The sequence below is a fragment of the Hoeflea sp. YIM 152468 genome (assembly GCF_029210485.1).
Lineage (GTDB): Bacteria > Pseudomonadota > Alphaproteobacteria > Rhizobiales > Rhizobiaceae > Hoeflea.
This window is the reverse complement of sequence record NZ_JARGET010000002.1, coordinates 24,352-45,891: the sequence shown is the minus strand read 5'-3', so window position 1 is coordinate 45,891 and position 21,540 is coordinate 24,352. Positions and strand designations below refer to the sequence as shown.

Sequence of the window (21,540 nt, the reverse complement as noted above, 5' to 3'; positions counted from 1 at the left end):
GGTGAAATCGAAACGGGGCCATGGCGGTTCCATTGATGCATCAAGGAGAAGTGACATGGCGACCAAGAAAACCGCAACTTCAGCCGAAATGTTCGAATTCCCGAAATTCGACGTGAGCAAGATGACTGATGGCTACCGTGAAATGGCCGACAGGTCGATCACCCAGACCAAGGAAGCCTACGCCAAGGTCAAGACTGTGGCCGAAGACACCACCAAGGCAATCGAGGCCACGCTCGAAACGGCACAGTCCGGCACTGTTGAGCTCAGCCTCAAGGCAATCGACGCGGCGCGCGGCAATGCCGAGCATTCGCTGTCGCACATGGAAGCCCTGCTGGGTGTGAAATCGGTTGCGCAGATGATCGAGTTGCAGACCGCATTCTTCCGCAAGCAGGCGGAAATGATGGTTGATCAGGCCAAGGTGATGCAGGAAGCAACCCGCAAGGTGGCCGATGAGGTTTCCAAGCCGGCCAAGACCGTGACCGAAAAGGCCATGGGCGAATTCAAGGCTGCCTGAATTCATCAGCCCTGCGAATGAAACAGGCCGGGCCCATGTGTCCGGCCTTTTGCTGTCTGGCGCCGTCGCGCAAGTCAGCACGGTTTGCGGATTATGCAGTCAGTGAATTTGTGAAAACAGGCTGCAACCCTCTTGCAAAAATAGCCTGTGGCTCGTATGTGAGCGCAACAAAGCGGCTTGGAGATGATCCTCGCCTGCTGATGTGCGGTTGTAGCTCAGTTGGTTAGAGCGCCGGATTGTGGATCCGGAGGTCGCTGGTTCAACCCCAGCCAACCGTACCATTCTCCTTTTGACAAGCCGTTGTCTCAGTCCCTGCGCAGGCGCGCCGGTCGCGCCAGGCCCCAATGCTGACGCCCGTCGCGCATCCGGCTAGCAGCGCCGCGCCGCAGCCGTTCAGAAGGCCTTGAATGTCAGCATGGTGCGGGTACGTTCCACCCCCGGAATGGTGTGAAGGTTGTCGGCGACGAACCTGCCGATATCCACATCATCGGCGATGTAGAATTTTGCCATCAGATCGAACTGCCCGCTGACCGAATAGATCTCGGACGCGATCTCGCGATTGGCGATTTCGTCGGCCACGGCATAGGCTTGGCCAAGCTTGCATTGGAATTCCACGAAAAAACACTGCATCTCCAGTTTCCTTCTGTCCCTGGTTGATCATTGCCGTTTCCACCTTGGAACCATGCCCATGGCCGTGACGCAAGCGGCAATCGCCGCTGAATTGCTTTAAGCTTAAAAAAAGTACTGGAATTCTGCATGACGGCTGGTAAGCTCTCGTTCAATGGCGGTTGTTGGAGCGCCATGCGTTGACTTGAAAGCGCCTTGCCCGCTCCAATGCACAGACCTGATGCAGGCATGTTGGCTGGATTGAATTGTCAATCGCGTCGCGTGTCTTGATCGCCTGTAGGGGATAATGTTGCATCGAGCGGACCACAAAAAAGGCCGACGCTGCATCAAACACAGAGAGGAAAAACAATGAAGAAGACATTCATGGGATTGGCGGCGGCTGCGTCGTTCTTGTTGGCTGGGGGTTCGGCTTCCACCGCAGAGCCGGTCAAGGTCGGCATGATCACCACCCTGTCGGGCGGCGGCGCATCGCTCGGCATCGACGTGCGTGACGGCTTTCAGCTGGCGCTGAAGCAGTCAGGCAACACCGACATCGAGCTCATCGTCGAGGATGACGCCCAGAAGCCGGATCTTGCCGTGCAGCTGGCCGACAAGCTGATCCAGTCCGACAAGGTCGACGTCATGACCGGGATCATCTGGTCCAACCTGGCCATGGCCGTGGTTCCGGGCGCCGTTGCCCAGGACAAGATCTATCTCTCGCCCAATGCCGGACCGTCCGCACTTGCCGGCGCCGCCTGCAACGCCAATTATTTCAATATTGCCTGGCAGAATGACAATCTGCATGAGGCCATGGGCGCTCACGCGACCTCGGCCGATTTCAAGAAGAGCTTTATCCTGGCGCCGAATTATCCGGCCGGCAAGGATGCGCTGACCGGTTTCAAGCGCTTCTTCAAGGGGGAAATCGCCAACGAAATCTACACCCAGCTCGGTCAGACCGACTATGCGGCCGAAATCGCTGAAATCCGCGCATCGGGCGCTGACAGCGTCTTCTTCTTCCTGCCCGGCGGCATGGGCATTGCCTTCATGAAGCAATATGCCGGCGCAGGCGTCGACATTCCGCTGCTTGGGCCAGCCTTCTCCTTCGACCAGAACATTCTGCAGGCCGTGGGCGATGCCGCCCTTGGCGTCAAGAACACCTCGCAATGGTCCAAGGACATCGACAACGAAACCAACAAGGCTTTTGTCGAGTCCTACCAGGCCGAGTACGGCCGTCTGCCGTCGCTCTATTCCAGCCAGGGGTTTGACACCGCCAACCTGCTGCTCTCGGCAATGGACGTGGCGTCGATTTCCGACAAGGATGCGTTCCGCGCGGCCTTGAAGGCGGCCAACTTCAAATCGACCCGGGGTGATTTCCAGTTCGGTCCGAACAATCACCCGATCCAGGACATCTATGTCCGCGAAGTGGTCAAGGAAGGTGATGTCTACACCAACAAGCTTGTCGGCGTTGCGCTTGAAGACCATGCCGACGCCTACGCTGCCGATTGCAAGATGTGATCCTGTGTCGTCATTGCCGGGCGGGCCATCATGGCTCGCCCGGATTGACTCTCTTGCACTGGTGTGAGCCCGTCAAACCATGACTGTTGCCCTTTTTCTCGAGCAAATTCTCAACGGTTTGCAACTCGGCGTGATGCTGTTCCTGATGGCCGCGGGTCTCACGCTGATTTTCGGCGTGATGGGGTTGATCAACCTGGCCCACGGATCGCTGTTCATGGTCGGCGGCTTTGTCTGCGCCGCCGTTGCCGCCTGGACCGGATCCTTCTGGATCGGACTGGCCGCCAGCCTTGCCGCAGCCGCAGCCTTCGGCGCCCTGGTCGAAATTGTTGTGATCCGACGGCTGTATGACCGGGATCATCTCGATCAGGTGCTGGCCACCTTTGCGCTGGTGCTGATGTTTTCCGAAGGCGTTCGCTTCGTGTTCGGCTCGTTCCCGCTTTATCTCGATCCGCCGGCCTTCCTGGCGGGCCCGGTGATGCTGCCGGGGGGCTTGCCCTATCCGGCCTATCGATTGGCCATCATCATTGCCGGCCTGATTGTCGCCATCGGCCTCGGTCTCCTCATCAGCCGCACACGGCTTGGCATGCAGATCCGCGCCGGGGAAGCCGACCGCGAAATGATCGCCGCCCTCGGCGTTGATATCCGCTTTCTTTACACCGTGGTCTTTGCGCTGGGCGCCGCCCTCGCCGGGTTCGCCGGTGCTCTGATCGGCGCCATCCAGTCGGTCCAGATCGGCATGGGCGAGCCGGTCCTCATTCTTGCCTTCGTGGTCATCGTCATCGGCGGCATCGGCTCGATACGCGGTGCGCTTGTGGCCGCCGTGATTGTCGGCCTGGTCGACACCATGGGCCGCTTTCTGCTGCCAACCTTGCTGGCACATGTGATGGAAGCCTCCGCAGCCCGCAGTGTCGGTTCGGCGCTGGCCTCAATGCTGATCTATCTGCTGATGGCCGCAGTGCTGGTCTTCAAGCCAAAAGGGTTGTTTCCAGCCAATGCGTGAACTGGTTACAGAACATCGTCTCAACATCGTCCTGGCGCTCATCCTGCTGGGCGGACCGCTGGTCGCGCATTTCGCCGACGAGCCGTTTCTGGTCACGCTGGCCACCCGCGCCACGATACTGGCGCTGGCCGGTGTCGGGCTCAACATCGCGCTCGGGCTCGGCGGACTGGTCTCCTTCGGCCACGCGGCGTTTTTCGGCCTTGGCGGCTATGCCGTGGGCATTCTGGCCAGCCATCACCAGACCTACGAACCGCTGATGACGTCGCCATTTGTCATCAACGGCACCAACCAGATGCTGGTGCTGTGGCTGGTGGCGGTTCTGGTCAGCGGTTTGGCGGCCCTGGTGATCGGTGCGCTCAGTCTGCGCACATCGGGCGTCTATTTCATCATGATCACCCTCGCCTTCGCCCAGATGATCTACTATTTCGCCATCTCCTGGCCGGCCTATGGCGGCGAGGACGGGCTGTCGATTTATGTCCGCAGCGGCTTTCCCGGCATCAACACCCTCAAGCCTCTGAGCTTCTTCCTGCTCTGCTATGCGGTGCTGATGCTGGTTCTGATCGGCCAGTGGCGGATGACTGGGGCCCGGTTCGGCATTGCCCTCCAGGCTGTCCGCCAGAATGAGGGCCGTGTTGCCGCGCTGGGGCTGTCGCCCTATCGCATCAAGCTGGCGGCCTTTGTCATCTCCGGCATGGTCACTGGCCTCGCCGGCGCGCTTTACGCCGATCTCAACCGCTTCGTCAGCCCCTCGATGATGTCGTGGCATCTGTCCGGCGAAATCATGGTGTTCATCATTCTGGGCGGGGTGGCGCGGCTGTTCGGTCCGGTGGTCGGCGCCTGTCTGTTTGTGCTGTTCGAGCATGTGTTCGGCAGCTTCACCACCCATTGGCAGTTCTTCCTCGGCGCCGCACTGCTGGCTGTGGTGCTGTTTGCCCGTGGCGGCTTCATTGGGCTGGTCGCCGGGAGGACGCAACATGACTGAACCGGTGCTGCAGCTTTCCGGCCTGAGCAAATCCTTCGGGGCGCTGAAGGTAACCGACGGGGTCGATCTTGATCTGCGTCCGGGCGAGATCCACGCGCTGATCGGACCCAACGGTGCCGGCAAATCCAGCTTGATCAAACTCGTCGCCGGCGAATTGCCCGCTGATGCAGGCTCGATCCGCTTCGATGGCCGTGAGATCGGTGATCTGGATCAGACCGCACGTGCGCGCCTTGGCCTCACCCGCACCTTTCAGGTTTCCTCGCTGATCCCGGAGTTTTCCGCCCGTGGAAACGTCATGTTTGCCGCCCAGGCGCGGCGCCGTTCAGTGTTTGGTTTCCTGCGTCAGGTTGCCGACGACAAGAAGCTTGAAGATGAGGCGACGCAGGCACTCGACAGGGTCGGTCTGAGCGATCGCTCCGGTGTGCGCGTCAGCGAACTCTCCCATGGCGAAAAACGGCTTCTGGAAATCGCCATGGCTCTGGCCATGCGGCCGCACATTTTTCTCATGGACGAACCGATGGCCGGTCTGGGCCAGGAAGGCTCAAGCAAGCTGATCGGGTTTCTTGACAAGCTTCGCCAGGAGGCGCCGATCCTGCTGATCGAACACGACATGAATGCCGTCTTCCAGCTGGCCGATCGCATCTCGGTTCTCGTTGCCGGCAAGATCATCGCCCGCGGCAAGGCCGACGACATTCGCAATCACCCGGAAGTGCGCACTGCCTATCTCGGGGAGGATGCGGCATGAGCCTTCTCCAAGTCCGAGATCTGAAGGCCTTCTACGGCGCGTCCCAGGCTTTGTTCGGCGTTGACCTGGAGATCGCCGAAGGCGAGCTGGTGGCGCTGATGGGCCGCAACGGCATGGGCAAGACCACCACCATACGCGCCATCACACGAATGCTGCGCACCACCCGTGGCGATATCCGCTTTGACGGCCAGGACCTGACGGTGTTGCCGTCCTTTCGCGCCGCAAGGCTGGGAATCGGCCTGGCGCCTGAGGGACGGCGGTGTTTCAGCAATCTCTCTGTCGCCGAAAACCTGTTGGCGTCGGCCCGCTCCGGGCCCTGGGACACCGGCAAGGCCACCGACCTGTTTCCGCGCTTGGGAGAGCGGATGAGCCAGAGTGCGGCCACGCTTTCGGGTGGCGAACAACAGATGCTGGCGATTGCCCGGGCGCTGCTGACCAATCCGCGTCTGCTCATTCTCGATGAAGCGACCGAAGGTCTGGCGCCGGTGGTGCGGCAGGAAATCTGGGCGGCGATTGCCAAGCTCAAGCAGGGCGGTCAGTCGATCCTGGTCATCGACAAGGCGTTTTCCGAACTTCGCGCCGTGGCCGACCGATGCGTGATCCTGGCCCGCGGCGAGAGCGTGTGGACCGGCACGCCCGCCGGACTGACACCGGACGTGGAAACCGAGTTTCTCGGCGTGTGAGTTGTCAGGCAAACCGATCCTGGTTTGCCTGACAAGCTGTCGCTGCGGCGGGCCTTATTCCGCGGCTTGCCGGGTGATCACCAGTTTCGGCGAGGCCGGGCCTGGCTGTGTCTCGAGCCGGGCCAGCCGGTCACGCATTGTCGCAATTTCATCGCTGTTTTCGCCAATGGCAACCGTCATCGCTTCGGGCTCCATAGCCTCGAGCTCTTCTTCCTTGGGGCCGACGAAGCGACCAAACAGCCAGCCCAGCAGCCGCGACACATCATCCATGATCAGGAAGAAAGAGGGCACCACGATGAGGCTGAGAGCTGTCGAGACCATGATCCCACCAATCACCGCGATCGCCATCGGCGCGCGGAACGATCCGCCTTCACCGACGCCAAGCGCGCTCGGCAGCATGCCCGCCGACATCGCGATCGAGGTCATGACGATCGGTCGGGCGCGCTTCTGACCTGCTTCGATCATGGCTTCAACCCGGTCGCGCCCCGACCGGATCAGCTCGACCGCGAAATCGACCAGCAGGATGGCGTTCTTGGTCACAATCCCCATCAGCATCAGAATCCCGATCAACACCGGCATCGACAGCGAATTGTTGGTGAGGATCAGTCCGGCCGCGACGCCGCCGATCGCCAGCGGCAGTGAAAACAGAATCGTGAACGGCTGGATGACGTCCTTGAACAGCAGAATAAGGACGGTCAGCACCAGCAAAAGCCCCATCAGCATGGCGTTAAGGAAGCTGTCCATCAACTCGTTCTGAACCTCCGCATCGCCCGATTCCAGCACTTGCACGCCTGCCGGAAGCTCGGTCGCCGCAACGATCTCGTTGAACCTGTTCTTGGCGGTATCCAGCGCAACACCGATCGGCAGGCTGGCGCCAATGGTCGCCTGCCGCTCCCGGTTGAAGCGTTTGATGGTCGACGGGCCTTGGGTGATCACAATGTCGGCCACCGTTCTCAACGGAACCGAAACCCCTTTCGCGGTCTGAACCCGAAGGTTGCCGATACGATCGATATCGGTCCGGTAAACCGGATCGAGCTGCACCCGGATCGGGATCTGGCGGTTATCCAGCGAGATCTTGGCAAGTGCCGCATCGATGTCGCCGATGGTGGCGACCCGGACGGTTTCGGCGATCTGCGCCGTGGTCACGCCAAGCCGTGCGGCTTCGTCAAGCCGGGGGCGGATCTGCACCTCCGGCCGGGGCAGCGAGCCTGAGACACTGACGCTCGACAACACGTCTTCGGCCTTGAGTTTGGGCTCAAGGATGGCCACCGCACGGTCGATGGCCGCGTCATCCGTCGAGATTACATTGTAGGTCAGGTCGCGCTCACCGCGGTCGTTGAGCTTGTAGGCCCGGATATCCGGAATTGCGGCGAGCTTGTCGAAAATCTCTGTCTCGATTTCCGCCTGAGTGCGAACCCGTCCGAGAACCTCCATGCGGGGCAGATAGGACGATACCAACGGAACCGCGCCGGCCAGGCCGTTGACCACTTTCTTGACGATGGAATGCTCGATCTTGTCCAGCATCACCGAGACCGATGCGCGGCGGATGTCCAGTTCACCGCGTGGCGAGGTTCCACCCAGAACGAACACGCTCTCAACGCCGTCGACATTCTGGATGATCTTGCGCATGGCCTGTGTGGTGGCGTCGGTGTCGGCCAGCGTTGCGCCGGGCGGAAGTTCAACGCTGATGCTGACACGCGAGACGTCCTCGGGCGGCAGGAACGAGCCCGGCACCTGGGCCATGAAATACACCGCAACCACCAGGGAGCCGATGGCGGCCAGAAGCGTGGTGTACTTCCAGCGCAAGGTCCTTGAGACAAACCAGGTGTAGCCGCGCATGATCGGCCCGCCGCCCTCGGTCTCCTCATGGGCGTCGCTGTCGCGCATCAGGTAGGCCGCCATCATCGGTGTGATCAACCGCGCCACCAGCAGCGAAAACATCACGGCGACGGCCACCGTCATGCCAAACTGAATGAAATACTGACCGGGAATGCCGGGCATGAACGAGACCGGAACGAACACGGCAATGATGGTGAAGGTGGTGGCAATCACCGCCAGCCCGATTTCGTCGGCGGCTTCGACCGAGGCGCGATAGGGTGTCTTGCCCATGCGGATGTGGCGCGAGATGTTTTCGACCTCCACAATCGCGTCGTCAACCAGAATGCCCGTCGCCAGGGTTATGGCAAGCAGACTGACCAGGTTGAGCGAGAAGCCGAGCAGGTCCATGATGTAAAAGGTTGGGATCGCCGACAGCGGCAGCGCGATGGCCGCGATCAGGGTGGCGCGCCAGTTCCTCAGGAACAAGAACACCACCAACACGGCCAGCAATGAGCCCTCGACCAGTGTGTGCAGAGCGGATTCATAATTGCCGTAGGTGTAAAACACCGTGTCATCGACCGGAACAAGGTCGACATCGGGGTGCTTGACCCGCAGCTCGTCAAGCGTTTCAGTTACCACTTCGGCGACTGAAATTTCGCTGGCGCCCTTGGATCTGAAGACGGCAAACGAGACGACCTGGTCACCGTTGAAGCGCCCGAATGATCTCAGCTCCTGATAGGTGTCGCGCACCGCGCCCAGATCGCTGAGCCGGACAAAGCGGCCGTTGCCGAGCGCAATTGTGGTCCTTGCCAAAGTCTCTGTGTCCTGGGCGTCACCCAGGGTGCGGATAGCCTGTTCCCGCGCGCCGATTTCGCCGCGTCCGCCGCCCAGATTGGCGTTGGTGGCTCTGAGTTGCCGGTTCACATCAGCCGCCGTGATGCCGTAGGAATCGAGCCGCGCCGGATCGAGCTCGATCCGGATCTCCCGATCGGCACCGCCATAACGCTCGACCTTGCCGACGCCGCGCTGCCCCTGAAGCGCCCGCTTGACGGTGTCATCGACAAACCATGAGGCTTCTTCCAGTGTCATGTCTGGCGCATGAACCGCAAAGGACATGATCGCCTGGCCTTCGACATCGATACGGGTGACGATCGGCTCTTCCACCGAGGCCGGCAGATCGCCCCGCGCCCGGTCGATCGCGTCCTTGACGTCTTGCACCGCCTGATTGGTCGGCACTTCCATCCGGAAAAACACATTGGTGGTCGAGATGCCGTCGGACACGGTGGAGGCGATGTCGTCAACCCCGGTGATCCCGGCAACCGCGTCCTCGATCTCCTTGGTGATCTGCGCCTCCATTTCGGAAGGAGCAGCGCCCGACTGCACCACGGTGATGGCCACCAGCGGGATGTCGATGTTGGGGAAGCGGGTGATCGGCAGGGTGAAGAAGGACTGAATGCCGACAATTGTCAGAAGGGTAAACCCCAGGATCGGTGCGATCGGATTGCGGATGGCCCAGGCAGAAAAGTTCATGATACGGATCTCACTGGCTGATCGCGGCGACTGGGCCACTGTCGGTTTGCTCCACCGGAGTGATCCGGTCCCCGTCACGCACGAAGGCGCCAGCCTTGGCGACGATCAGGTCGCCGCGGACAAGACCATCGGCAATCTCCACCATTCCACCTTCGCGAATGCCGGTCGTTACCGCCGTCCGCTTTGCGATGCCGTCCACGATCTTGAGGACATCGGCGCCATCACGGCCCATGTTGACCGATGTCACCGGCACGATGATGGCCTCACGCTGGGCCACGATGATCTCGGCATCGGCGAACATGCCCGCACGCAAGCTCGCGCCCTCTTTGATATCGATGCGCGCCAGGCCCAGACGGGTGGTGGTGTTGAGCGTGGGTTCGATCAGCCTGATCACACCTTCGGCTGGCTTTGCCGCGCCGATCAGGTGGATAACAGCGCTCTGGCCTTCGGCGATCCGGTGCATGTCGGTTTCGGCGACGTCAGCCCGCATCTCGAGCCGGCCATCCTTGATGATCGTGAACAACGGCCCGGCGCCAGCGCTGGCGATCGACCCGACGCGGGCGCCACGGGCCGAAACGATGCCGGATACCGGCGCCTTGACCCCGGTTCGGGCGAGCCGCAGTTCGATATCCTTGATCTGCGCGTCGATCAGCGCGACATCGGCTTCGGCGACCTTGACCGATTCTTTAAATGAGCGGATCCGGGCCAGAGCCGCGGACGCCTGGGCCTCGGCCTGCTCGGCCTGGACCGTGGAATAGGTGCCCTGATCGGCCAGTTGCCTTGCCCGCTTTCCGGCCTTGACCGATTCCCGCGCGTTCGATTCAACCTCCGCCAGTTGCGCGCCCAGTTGGGCGATGGCGGCGAGCGCCTTGGCGCGATTGGCGTCAAGCTGGCTGCGCTGCAGGACCAGCTGATCTGTCGACAGGGTGGCGAGCACCGATCCTGCCTCGACCCTGTCGCCAACATCGGCCTCAAGGCTTTCGATGGCGAGCCCCTCCACCTGCGGCGCCACCAGAACTTCCTCGACGGCGGTGATCATGCCGTTGGCAAGAACCCGGTCGGTAATCGGCGCCAGATCTGCTCGCACGGCAACGATCGCCGGCGGCAGGCTGCCTTTCGCGGGTGCCTTGCCCGCCTCGATTGCCCTGCCGGGCAGGACCATCACGGAAAAGATCGAGAGTGAAAGCACAAGAGTTGAAAAGGGGCGCATGGCGGGTCCGGTCAGTCGGCGGGATTGGTCGGGGGGGCGAAAATCGTGTCGTGCAGCGTCGCCAGCACCAGTTCTCCGAGCGCCGCGGATTGTTCCGGACTTCCGGTTTCGTGCGTGCAATATTTGCGCTGGGCAAATCCATGGATCAACAGCATCAACAGGTGAGCGCGTGTCTTGTAGACCTGCATGGCGCCGGGTTTGTCGTCACCGTGGATACGAACCAGCGCCATAACTATATTGCTGCGGACCATGTCATCCATGGTGCGCATAAGCGTGGCGATTTCGTCGGAGCGATAGGACGCGGCCTGAACTTCGCTCCAAAGGGCGGCGTCTTCGAAAGGCAGGGTCTCGATGCGTTCACGCAGCAACTTCATCAGCATGGCGCCGGGATCCGCGGCTGTCTTGACCACATCGAACACCGCCTCGATTTCCATCAGGTCGCGTTTGACAAGCGCGATGATGATGGCGTCCTTGGAGGGGAAGTAGCGGTAGAAATTGCCGACGCTCATCTGCGCTGCCTGCGCCAGATCCTGCATCGATGTGCCATCAAAGCCGCTGATTGCAAACACTGACTTCACCCGATCGAGGATGTCAGCTGCACGCTGGCTTGCGACATTTGTCGTGGCAGTGTCCATGGGCGGACCTTCAAAATGGAGCGGCGTGAAATCGGGTGCACCAGCACGCAAGCCCTGTTTTCAGCTCCGTTCTCTGGTTTGCCACCTGAAATTTCAGGCGCAATGTAGTGAATGAATATTCATTCATCAAGTCCACGGCAACAAGTTCGCCCAAAGAAACTGATACTGGCAAATGAACAAAGTCGCATTGTCGTCACCTTGCTTGGTGGTTGCACACTTGATGGAACGAGATCTCGAGACAATGCGGGGGCCATGAAGACGGGCAGGTCAGAAGGGCAACGGTCAAAGCTGCGCCAGGGCTTGCGGCAAGATTTGAACTCTCGTCAGCCGGTTTGGCGTGCGGCCAACCTGTCCGGCGCAGCCATCAGGCTTTCCAAATGACAGCGGGCCCGCAAGGATTGAATTGACCAGGTCGCGGGTATGTCGCTGCCCGCATCATCCTTAAAAAAAAGAGACGGCCATCACGGCCGCCTCTTCACGGCTGTTGTGCAGCCTATTCTGCCGCGTTGGCATATTCCGACATCGGCGGGCAGCTGCAGACCAGATTCCGGTCGCCATAGACATTATCGATCCGGTTGACCGGCGCAAAATACTTGGCATTGCGCATGGCGCCAGCGGGGAAGCAAGCCGCCTCGCGGTCGTAGGGCCGGTCCCATGCGCCGACCAGGTCCTCGATCGTATGCGGCGCGTTCTTGAGCGGGTTGTTCTCGCGGTCCATCCGCCCATCCTCGATCGCCCACGCCTCGTCGCGGATCGCCAGCATCGCCGAACAGAAGCGGTCGAGCTCGGCTTTGACTTCCGATTCCGTCGGCTCGATCATCAGCGTGCCTGTGACCGGCCAGCTCATGGTCGGGGCGTGGAAGCCGCAATCGATCAGCCGTTTGGCGACGTCATCAACGGTGACGCCGGCACTTTGCACCAGCGGTCGTGTGTCGAGGATGCACTCATGGGCAACGCGGCCTGAGGCCGAGGTGTAAAGCACATCGTAAGCGCCCTTGAGCCGTGCCGCGATGTAATTGGCGTTGAGGATTGCGATCTTGGTTGCCTGGGTCAGGCCTTCGCCGCCCATCATCAGGCAATAGGCCCAGGAAATCGGCAGGATCGAGGCTGAGCCGAAGGGGGCCGCCGAGACCGCACCCGGCTTGCCGTCCGTATCACAATGGCCTGGCAGATAGGGGATGAGGTGCGATTTGACCCCGATCGGTCCCATGCCTGGTCCACCGCCGCCATGCGGGATGCAGAACGTCTTGTGCAGGTTGAGATGGCTCACATCAGCGCCAATATCCCCCGGCCGCGCCAGTCCGACCAGCGCGTTGAGGTTTGCGCCATCCAGATAGACCTGGCCACCATGCTTGTGGGTGATGGCGCAGACTTCTTCCGCTGTCTCCTCGAACACCCCGTGGGTGGACGGATAGGTGATCATGCAGGCGGCAAGATTTTCGGCGTGTTTTTCCGCCTTGGCGCGGAAATCATCGAGATCGATGTCGCCATTCTCGCGGGTGCCGACGGCGACGACCGTCATGCCCGCCATCTGCGCCGATGCCGGGTTGGTGCCGTGCGCCGAGGTTGGAATCAGGCAGACATGCCGGTGCGCCTGCCCATTGGCCCGATGCCAGGCACGGATGGTCATCAGCCCGGCGAATTCGCCTTGAGCGCCGGAGTTGGGCTGCATCGAAATCGCGTCATAACCGGTGATCTGACACAGCTTGTCAGACAGATCGTCGATCATCTGCTTGTAGCCCAGCGCCTGGTCAGCGGGGACAAACGGATGGATATCGGCGAATTCCGGCCAGGTGATCGCCAGCATTTCCGCCGTCGCATTGAGCTTCATGGTGCACGAGCCGAGCGGAATCATCGTCCGGTCGAGCGCCAGATCCTTGTCCGACAGCCGTCGTATGTAGCGGGTCATCTCGCTTTCGGCACGGTTCATTTGGAAGACCGGATGCTCGAGATAGGGTGAGCGGCGCCCCAGTGGATCGGGAATGATCGGGCCTGTTGCAAGATCGTTGAACTTGAGGTTGCCGCCAAAGGCGCGCCAGACTGCTTCGACGGTTTCCCGGCGCGAGACCTCGTCAAGCGCGATGCCGATGCGGTCATCGCCGACCTTGCGCAGATTGATGCCTTCCCGCCGGGCGGCGTCAAGGATCTCGGCCTGACGGCCTTCCGCGAACACCGTGACAGTGTCGAAGAAGATCGCCGGATCGAGAACGAAACCAAGCTTTTTCAGGCCAGCGGCCAGGGTCGCTGCCCTGATGTGCACCCGGCCGGCGATGGCCCGCAGTCCCTCGGGGCCGTGGAAGACGGCATACATCGAGGCAATGACCGCAAGCAGCACCTGGGCGGTGCAGATGTTGGACGTGGCTTTCTCGCGGCGGATATGCTGCTCGCGGGTTTGCAGCGCCAGCCGGTAGGCCTGGTTGCCGCGCGCGTCGATGCTGACACCGACCAAGCGGCCCGGCATCGAGCGTTTGTAGGCATCCTTGACCGCCATGTAGCCCGCATGCGGCCCGCCATAGCCGACGGGAACGCCAAACCGCTGCATTGAGCCGACGGCGATGTCGGCCCCCATGTCACCCGGCGACTTGAGCAATGTCAGCGACAGCGGGTCGGCAGCGACAACGGCCATGGCGTTTTGCGCATGCAGGCTGGCGATCACGTCGGTGAAGTCGTGCACGTGTCCATAGGTGCCCGGATACTGGAAAATGGCGCCAAACACCGTGGACGCATCAAGCTCGGTGAAGGGATCGCCGACGATGACATCCCAGCCGAGCGGTTCGGCGCGGGTGCGGATGACGTCAATGGTCTGCGGATGGCAATGGTGATCGACAAAAAACGCCGTCTGCTTGGATTTCGACGCCCGTTCCGCAATCGCCATGGCTTCGGCCGCCGCGGTGGCTTCGTCAAGCAGTGAGGCGTTGGCGATGTCCAGACCGGTGAGATCGGCGACCAGGGTCTGGAAGTTGAGAAGCGCTTCCAGCCGTCCCTGGCTGATCTCCGGCTGGTAGGGCGTGTAAGCCGTGTACCAGGCCGGATTTTCCAGGATGGTGCGCTGGATCACTGGCGGCATGATGGTGCCGTGATAGCCCTGACCGATCAGCGACAGCATGACCGTGTTCTTGCGCGCTGTGGCGCGCAGATGATCGAGCACCTCGCGCTCGCTCATCGGATCGCCGAAGGCCAGCGCCGCTTTCTGCCGAATCGAGCCGGGTACGGTCTCGTCAATCAGCGCATCGAGCGAGCTGGCGCCCACCACCTTGAGCATGTCGGAGATTTCCGCCGGTGACGGTCCGATGTGGCGGCGGTTGGCGAAGTCATATGGATCGTAATCGGTCAGGGTGATGGTCATGGAGTGTCTCAGCCGATCATTGCTTTGTAGGCGGTTTCGTCCATCAGCTCATTGGCCGAGCCGGCATCATCGAGCTTGAGCTTGAAGAACCAGCCGGCGCCGGCCGGGTCGGAGTTGACCAGTGACGGGTCATCGACGATCGCCTGGTTGACCTCGACGATCTCGCCCGCAAGCGGGGCGTAGACATCGGAGGCTGCCTTGACCGATTCCACGGTCGAGGCGTCGCCGCCCTTTTCCACCTTGGCTCCGACGTCGGGCAGTTCGACAAACACCAGATCACCGAGCTGCTCGGCGGCGTGTTCGGTAATGCCGACTGTGGCGACGTCGCCTTCGATTTTCAGCCATTCGTGGTCTTCAGTGAATTTCAGCATGCTGCGGTTCCTGTCTTGATTTAGCGCTTGTAGGTGGTGGGAACGAAGGGCAGGGCGGCGACGGTGATTTCCAGTCGCTTGCCGCGCACATCGGCGTAGAGCTTGGTGTCTGTGGTTGCCAGGCGCGACGGCACATAGCCCATTGCGACCGGGCCGCCGGCGCTGGGGCCGAACCCGCCAGATGTGACGATGCCGATGGCTTCGCCGCCGGATTCCTGTTCGAAAAGCTCCGCACCGGCCCGCACCGGGGCCTTGCCCGCGGGCTTCAATCCGGCTCGGCTGCGCTCTGTGCCGTTGGCATACTGGGCCTGGATCACATCAGCGCCGGGGTAGCCGCCTTCACGGGCTCCACCTTTGCGGCGAACTTTCTGGATTGCCCATTTCAGATTGGCTTCCACCGGGGTCGTGGCTGCGTCAATGTCGTTGCCGTAGAGGCAAAGTCCTGCTTCGAGCCGGAGCGAATCCCTGGCGCCCAGGCCGATCAGCGCAATCCGGTCATCGGACAACAGCAGGCGGGTGATGCGATCGGTTTCCTCGGCCGGAAGCGAGATCTCGTAGCCATCCTCGCCGGTATAGCCCGATCGCGAGACCACGGCCGGAACTCCGGCGATGCTGAGTTCGCTCACATCCATGAAGGACATCTCGGCGGCGTCCGGCGCATAGGCGGAAAGCGCGCTCTCCGCATCAGGCCCCTGCAACGCGATCAGGCCCCGGTCAAACAGCGCTTCGATCTCGCAGCTGTCCGAAAGGGCGGCTTCAAGGCGGGCCAGATCCTGATGTTTGCAGGCGGCGTTGACCACAAGGTAGAGATGGTCGCCTCTGTTGGCGACCATGAAGTCGTCCTCGATGCCGCCATCCGCGTTTGTAAATATGCCGTAGCGCTGCCGTCCCGGTGTCAGGTCTGCGACGTCGACCGGCGCGATCTTTTCAAGCGCCAGCGCAGCATCGCGCACGTCACCGCTTTTGGCGCGGATCAAAATCTGGCCCATGTGGGAGACATCAAACAGACCCGCGCCGCTGCGCGTGTGAAGATGCTCTTTCATCACTCCCATCGGGTACTGGATAGGCATGTCGTAGCCGGCAAATCCGGCCATCCGCGCGCCGTGCTCAAGATGCAAGGCATGAAGCGGTGTCTTAAGAAGGTCTGCTGTGGTGTCCACGCGGCAGTCTCCGTCTGGGTGCGGGTATGCAACCACGCACGGGCCAATCTTCAGGCGTCACACGCCGTCGAATAGCCCCCTCTGTCTTTTTGCCTGAGATTGTTATCCCTTCGGCAGACGCTAGTGGCGCCATTCTCCAGAGTCCGTCCTGTCCCGTTGGTCCTTTTGCCTGAGAGTTTCCGGGGCGGTTGCTCCTTCGGCACCGGATCGCTCCGGTTTCTCCCAACGGTGGCAATATCTATGCTGAAATTTGGCGGGATGGCAAGATCGAATGCGTCAATCACTCCGATGCCAGCAAAAAAATTGATAGTTGGAAACGGTGGATTTCGCAGCCCTTTCCACCGGCTCTCAGGATTGCCGGAAGGGTCAGGCCTGAGAGCTCTCGATCTGGCTTGGTGGCCTGGCAGACCCGATGTGCCTTCAAGGCGTCTTCGCTGCCTCCGCCAGCAGCCATTCACAGAACACCCTGACTTTTGCGCGCCGCATATGACTGTGAGGGCAGACAAGCCAATAGGCGAGATCGCTTTGTACAGTGAGATTGAACGGCCTTACCAGCCGGCCAGCTCTTAGATCCTCAACCACAGCGGAGTGACTGACCAAGGCAACGCCATCGGCATTTATCGCAGCTTCAATGGCCATGCTTTCAACGGTGAATTTGGGGCCGCGTTTGACGTCAATATCTTCAATGCCGGCCGCCTTGGTCCACATCCGCCAATCGGGTGATTGCGACGTCAAGGCGCCCCAGTCAACATGAAGCAGGCGATGGTTCCTCAAGTCCTCGGAGGAGCGCAAGGGCTTTGCTCCGCTCAAGAGCTTCGGACTGCACACCGGACTGACTTCTTCTCCAAAGATCCGGGTTGCCTGAAGCCCAGGATAATTGCCCATGCCGAGGCGGATGCTCACATCGATGCCATCACGTTGAAAGTCGCGGGTCTCCAGCGATGCGTCCAGGCGCACATCAATGTCGGGATACTTGTCGGAAAAATCCGTAAGCTGATGAAGCAGCCATTTTATCGCGAAAGTCGGCACACTGCTCACGGTCAACAAGCCGGTCTCCTCCTCGCGCGCCAGACGCTCGGCCGCTTCAGCCAGCTTGTCAAAACCTTCTGTCACCAATGGCAGCACGGTCCTGGCCTCCTCGGTGAGCTGAACCGCCCTTGTCATGCGGTGAAACAGGGGGACACCGAGATAGCTCTCCAACTGCTTGATTTGTTGACTGATTGCAGCCGGAGTGACGAAGAGTTCCTCTGCAGCCTTAGAAAAACTCAACCATCTGGCTGCCGCTTCGAAAGCTTGCATGGACTTGAGTGGAGGCAGGCGGCGCACAGATATCTCCAATCACCAACAGATAAGAAAATCTAATCCATCGAGATAGATATCAGCGTTTGTCCGGGCTGTCGATACAGGTTAGATTGTAACCATAGACCTGATGTCCATCTCTAACCCGGGAGACAAGCCAATGAACACCCGTTTTCCAAACCAGTCGGTCACGGTTTCGATGATGATTTCCCGAGCCGCCTACCGAGCTGTTGTTGGTGTCGAAAGAATTGCGCGTTTCAGCGCCAAACCGCTTCGGTCCGCCAGCGCGCGACACGACAAATAGACAGCAGTCTGCGAGCCGAGCCTGCTGTTAGCGCGGCAGGCGGCGGCTTGAGAACCGGCTCGGCCTGGCTCTCAGGCCGCCGCTCCTGCAGTGCCGCCGGATCGAGCCCGCGTCAGCCACCTCCACCCTCGCAATGTGTGCCCTGGCGACTGTGCCGCGCGTCAGTCGATTGTTTTGGGCGAACATTATCCGGCAGTCCGGCCATCATGCGCCGGCCTTGCTCCACGCGCTGCTTGCCGCATTCGCATGTCCCGAAGCTGGCTGACAATTAGCGCCACGATGAAAAACCCGGTCATCGCCAGCACCATGGTGGGCGCCGGTTCGCTGTCGATATGATAGCTGGCGAAGATGCCGAGGACGCCGCTGAGGATGACTGTCCCCACCGCAGCTGTCAGCATGCCGGCAAATGTCCGGGCCATCAGAAAGGCAATGGCGCCGGGCGCGACCAGGAGCGCGATCGACAGGATGATGCCGACGGCCTTGAGGCTGGCGACGATCATCAGCGCAATCGCTGTCAGCAGGCCGTAATGCAGCCAGCCGGTGCGCAGGCCGATGGCGCGCGCATGCATGCCGTCAAAGGCCTGGGCCACCAGATCGCGCCATTTGGCGCTCAGAAACCCGCCGCAGAGCAGCGCCAGCAGCGCCGTTGTGCCGATGTCGGACCAGCTGACCCCGAGCATGTCGCCAAACAGGATGTGATCGAGATGAAGGCTGGAGCGGATGCTGACATACAGCACGATGCCGAGGCCGAACATGCCGGAAAACACGATGCCCATCACGGTGTCCTCCTTGACCCGGCTGTTGGCATTGAGCCAGCCGGTGGCGATCGCGCAGAAAAGCCCCGCGGCAAAGGCGCCGATGGCAAGCGGCAGGCCGACAATATAGGCTATGACGATGCCGGGCAGCACTGCATGGCCCATCGCATCGCCCATCAGTGACCAGCCCTTGAGCACCATCAGGCAGCTCATCGCCGCCATCGGTATGGCAATCAGGAAGGTGATCAGAAACGCCTTTTGCATATACGCGTAGCGGAACGGATCGATGAGGAAGTCGAGCCAAATGTCCATCATGCCACTCCGGTGTCTGGGGCCGCGCCGCGGGCCTTGGCGCGCTGCGCCAGGAAGCCGTGGGTTGGCGCAAACAGGAAGGCGGCAAGAAATAGCCCGGTTTGCAGCATGATCACCACCCCGCCGGTCGCGCCGTCGAGAAAGTAGCTCAGGTACACCCCGACAAACGAGGTGATCGAGCCGATCGCCACGGAGATCACGATCAGCCTGGGAAACCGGTCGGTGAGCAGATAGGCGGTTGCGCCCGGCGTCACCACCAGCGCGATCACCAGAAAGGCGCCGACGGTCTGCATGGCAGCGACGGTGGAGGCAGCGAGCAGGGTGAAGAACACGACCTTGAGCGCAGTGGCGCGAATTCCGATGGCGCGGGCATGGCTTTCGTCGAAAAACACCAGCATCAGGTCTTTCCAGATCACCGACAGCACCACCAGCGTGACCACGCCGATGATGATCAGCTGATTGGTGTCAGCCCGCGTGATCGCCAGCACATTGCCCAGAACAATGGTTTGCACATTGATCGGCGTTGGCGAGACCGACACCATGAACAGTCCGAGTGCAAAAAACGACACGAAGATCATGCCGATGATGGCGTCCTCGCGCAGCCGTGTGCGCGCCCGGATGGCGAGCATCGCCGCTGCCGCCAGCCCGCCGGCCAGAAATGCGCCGGCCGCAAATGGCAGTCCGAGCATGTAGGCGCCGGCAACACCGGGGACGATCGAGTGCGAAAGCGCGTCACCGATCAGCGACCACCCCTTGAGCATCAGATAGCAGGACAGAAAGGCGCAGATCGCACCGGTCAGTGCCGACACCCACATCGCATTGACCATGTAACCATAGCTGAAAGGTTCAAGCAGCAGGTTCATAGCGGCTTTCCCCCGGGCGATTTGGACGAAACCTTGCCATTGCGGGCTTTTCGCTCGGTCTCACCGTAGATGACAAAGGGGCGTTCGTCGTCGGTCAGGACAGTCACCTGCCGCTGGTCGTCATCATCATGCAGGTCCTGCCCGCCGAGCACGAAATGTCGCAGCACACCGCCAAAGGCCTTTTGCAGATTGGCTTGCGTGAACACCTCGGCTGTCGGCCCCTCGGCCAGGACGCGGCGGTTGATCAGCACCGCCCGGTCACAGAATTCGGGCACGCTGCCAAGGTTGTGGGTCGAGACCAGCATCACCCGGCCTTCCGCGCGCAGATCCTTGAGCAGGGCAATAATCTGGGTCTCGGTGGTGACATCAACGCCGGTGAAGGGCTCGTCAAGCAGGATGACCTGACCTTCCTGCGCCAGTGCGCGGGCGAGAAACACACGCTTTTTCTGGCCACCGGACAATTCGCCGATCTGGCGTTTGCGAAATGCGGTCATGCCGACGCGCTCGAGCGCATCATTGACCGCTGCACGATCCTGCGGGCGGGTCATGCGCAGGAAATTCATGTGGCCGTAACGGCCCATCAGCACAACGTCTTCGACCAGAACCGGAAACGACCAGTCGATTTCCTCGCTTTGCGGCACATAGGCCACCAGATTGTGCCTGAGTGCTTCGGCCACCGAGCGCTCCATGATGCTGATCTCGCCGCTGGCCAGCGGCACAAATCCCATCAGCGCCTTGAACAGGGTCGACTTGCCACTGCCGTTGATGCCGACCAGCGCCGTGATCGAGCCTTTCGGCACGGAGAACGCGGCGTCATCGAGGGCGCGGTTGCCGTTGCGGTAAATCACCGAGACGCCGTGAACGTCGATTCCGGTCTTCTCCGCGGCGTGACTGTCGGATGAAGCAATGGTCATGGTTTGGCTGTCAGCCCCGCGACAATTGTCTCAGATGTCACCCTGAGCAGATCGAGGTAGGTCGGCACCGGTCCATCGGGTGTCGAGAGCGAATCCACATACAAGACGCCGCCATATCTGATGCCGGTTTCCCGCGCCACCTGCTGGGCAGGCTTGGGCGAAACGGTGCTTTCGGAAAAGATCACCGGCACATCGTTGTCGCGGATCAGGTCGATGATATGGCGCACCTGCTGGGGCGATCCCTGGCTGTCGGCGTTGATCGCCCAGATGGCAGCTTCCTTGAGGCCGAAATCCCGAGCCAGATAGGAGAAGGCGGCCTCGCTCGTCACCAGCCAGCGCCGCCCTTCGGGCAGGGCTTCGATGGAGGCGCGGATCGGCTCGAAGGTTGCCTTGATCTCGGTCTTGTAGGCTTCGCCGTTGGCCGTGTAGGCGGCGGCGTTGTCCGGATCGGTTTCCGACAGGGCGCGGACGATGTTGTCGACATAGATCATCGCATTGCCCGGCGACATCCAGCCATGCGGATTGGCCTGGCCTTCGTAGGGGCCGTCGCCGATGCTGATCGGCTCGACGCCGTCAGACAGGATATAGGCCTTCACGTCGCCGAGATTTTCGAGGTAGCGCTCGAACCAGGTTTCCAGTCCCAGGCCGTTCCACAAGACCACATTGGCGCCAAGCCCGCGCCTGATGTCGCCGGGGGTTGGCCGAAACATATGGATCTCGGCGCCCTCACGGGTGATCGAGACCACCTCGGCATGCTCGCCCGCGATGTTGCGGGCCATGTCGGCGAAGACGGTGAATGAGGTCAGCACTTTGATTTGTGCCAGCGCCGATGATGCCGGGGCCAGACTGAGCGTGATGAAAAGTCCCAAAAGTCTAAAGAGGTGCATAAGGCTTCTTCCTGCGAATGGTTTGCAAGAAGCAATTTATTCGTTTTTCAGTCGTTGTCAATGCTATTGCAAATCATTCGCAAGAGCGAAC

The 21,540-nt window shown here is 61.1% G+C and carries 18 protein-coding genes, 1 tRNA gene and 1 riboswitch; of the genes, 7 read left to right on the top strand and 12 right to left on the bottom strand.

Features of this window, described 5'->3' with window-relative positions; translation table 11 throughout:
* Positions 1-55: 55 nt before the first annotated feature.
* The gene (locus tag PZ897_RS00220; protein WP_275748831.1) at positions 56-514 is read left to right on the top strand and encodes a phasin; all 459 of its coding nucleotides are present in this window, start codon (positions 56-58) and stop codon (positions 512-514) included.
* A gap of 204 nt (positions 515-718) precedes the next feature.
* Positions 719-795 (top strand) — tRNA-His (locus tag PZ897_RS00215).
* A gap of 112 nt (positions 796-907) precedes the next feature.
* Here the strand turns inward: PZ897_RS00215 and PZ897_RS00210 are convergent.
* Positions 908-1,144, bottom strand: a complete 237-nt coding sequence (locus tag PZ897_RS00210; RefSeq protein ID WP_275748829.1) for an Lrp/AsnC ligand binding domain-containing protein — start codon at positions 1,142-1,144, stop codon at positions 908-910.
* Positions 1,145-1,489: 345 nt separating this feature from the next.
* Here PZ897_RS00210 and PZ897_RS00205 point away from each other — a divergent pair, with 345 nt between their 5' ends.
* The 5 genes from PZ897_RS00205 (at position 1,490) to PZ897_RS00185 (ending at position 6,045) form a co-directional block, all read left to right on the top strand.
* Positions 1,490-2,635 carry an ABC transporter substrate-binding protein gene (locus tag PZ897_RS00205; RefSeq protein WP_275748827.1) on the top strand — a complete coding sequence of 382 codons (1,146 nt, stop codon included), beginning with the start codon at positions 1,490-1,492 and terminating at the stop codon, positions 2,633-2,635.
* Positions 2,636-2,714: 79 nt separating this feature from the next.
* Entirely contained in the window at positions 2,715-3,635 is a 921-nt protein-coding gene (locus PZ897_RS00200; RefSeq protein ID WP_275748826.1) for a branched-chain amino acid ABC transporter permease, read from the top strand.
* Positions 3,628-4,617 carry a branched-chain amino acid ABC transporter permease gene (locus tag PZ897_RS00195; RefSeq protein ID WP_275748824.1) on the top strand — a complete coding sequence of 330 codons (990 nt, stop codon included), beginning with the start codon at positions 3,628-3,630 and terminating at the stop codon, positions 4,615-4,617. Before PZ897_RS00200 ends, PZ897_RS00195 begins: the two co-directional genes overlap by 8 nt.
* A complete protein-coding gene (locus PZ897_RS00190) occupies positions 4,610-5,362 on the top strand; it encodes an ABC transporter ATP-binding protein (protein ID WP_275748822.1) in 753 nt (250 codons plus the stop codon). Before PZ897_RS00195 ends, PZ897_RS00190 begins: the two co-directional genes overlap by 8 nt.
* Positions 5,359-6,045 carry an ABC transporter ATP-binding protein gene (locus tag PZ897_RS00185; protein ID WP_275748820.1) on the top strand — a complete coding sequence of 229 codons (687 nt, stop codon included), beginning with the start codon at positions 5,359-5,361 and terminating at the stop codon, positions 6,043-6,045. Before PZ897_RS00190 ends, PZ897_RS00185 begins: the two co-directional genes overlap by 4 nt.
* A 54-nt stretch (positions 6,046-6,099) precedes the next feature.
* Here PZ897_RS00185 and PZ897_RS00180 read toward each other — a convergent pair whose 3' ends face one another.
* From PZ897_RS00180 to PZ897_RS00130, 11 genes are all read right to left on the bottom strand, one after another.
* The gene (locus PZ897_RS00180; RefSeq protein WP_275748819.1) at positions 6,100-9,393 is read right to left on the bottom strand and encodes an efflux RND transporter permease subunit; all 3,294 of its coding nucleotides are present in this window, start codon (positions 9,391-9,393) and stop codon (positions 6,100-6,102) included.
* A gap of 10 nt (positions 9,394-9,403) precedes the next feature.
* Entirely contained in the window at positions 9,404-10,603 is a 1,200-nt protein-coding gene (locus PZ897_RS00175) for an efflux RND transporter periplasmic adaptor subunit (RefSeq protein WP_275748817.1), read from the bottom strand.
* Positions 10,604-10,614: 11 nt separating this feature from the next.
* On the bottom strand, positions 10,615-11,238 hold the full coding sequence (locus PZ897_RS00170) for a TetR/AcrR family transcriptional regulator (protein ID WP_275748816.1): 624 nt from the start codon (positions 11,236-11,238) through the stop codon (positions 10,615-10,617).
* A gap of 493 nt (positions 11,239-11,731) precedes the next feature.
* Positions 11,732-14,584 carry an aminomethyl-transferring glycine dehydrogenase gene (gene gcvP, locus PZ897_RS00165; RefSeq protein ID WP_275748814.1) on the bottom strand — a complete coding sequence of 951 codons (2,853 nt, stop codon included), beginning with the start codon at positions 14,582-14,584 and terminating at the stop codon, positions 11,732-11,734.
* Positions 14,585-14,592: 8 nt separating this feature from the next.
* Complete coding sequence (gene gcvH / locus PZ897_RS00160; RefSeq protein WP_275748812.1) at positions 14,593-14,955, bottom strand: glycine cleavage system protein GcvH; 363 nt, start codon at positions 14,953-14,955, stop codon at positions 14,593-14,595.
* A gap of 20 nt (positions 14,956-14,975) precedes the next feature.
* Positions 14,976-16,115, bottom strand: a complete 1,140-nt coding sequence (gcvT, locus tag PZ897_RS00155) for a glycine cleavage system aminomethyltransferase GcvT (protein ID WP_275748811.1) — start codon at positions 16,113-16,115, stop codon at positions 14,976-14,978.
* Between the two features lie 147 nt (positions 16,116-16,262).
* Positions 16,263-16,350, bottom strand: a riboswitch (glycine riboswitch).
* Positions 16,351-16,535: 185 nt separating this feature from the next.
* A complete protein-coding gene (locus PZ897_RS00150; RefSeq protein WP_275748809.1) occupies positions 16,536-17,441 on the bottom strand; it encodes a transcriptional regulator GcvA in 906 nt (301 codons plus the stop codon).
* Between the two features lie 462 nt (positions 17,442-17,903).
* A complete protein-coding gene (locus PZ897_RS00145; protein WP_275748861.1) occupies positions 17,904-18,785 on the bottom strand; it encodes a metal ABC transporter permease in 882 nt (293 codons plus the stop codon).
* Positions 18,785-19,648, bottom strand: a complete 864-nt coding sequence (locus tag PZ897_RS00140; RefSeq protein WP_275748808.1) for a metal ABC transporter permease — start codon at positions 19,646-19,648, stop codon at positions 18,785-18,787. The genes PZ897_RS00145 and PZ897_RS00140 overlap by 1 nt, the downstream gene beginning before the upstream one ends.
* Positions 19,645-20,562, bottom strand: coding sequence for a manganese/iron ABC transporter ATP-binding protein (locus PZ897_RS00135; RefSeq protein WP_275748807.1), 918 nt, complete (start codon positions 20,560-20,562; stop codon positions 19,645-19,647). The genes PZ897_RS00140 and PZ897_RS00135 overlap by 4 nt, the downstream gene beginning before the upstream one ends.
* Positions 20,559-21,449: a metal ABC transporter substrate-binding protein gene (locus PZ897_RS00130; protein ID WP_275748805.1), complete on the bottom strand. Its 891-nt coding sequence runs from the start codon at positions 21,447-21,449 to the stop codon at positions 20,559-20,561. Before PZ897_RS00130 ends, PZ897_RS00135 begins: the two co-directional genes overlap by 4 nt.
* Positions 21,450-21,540: the final 91 nt, after the last annotated feature.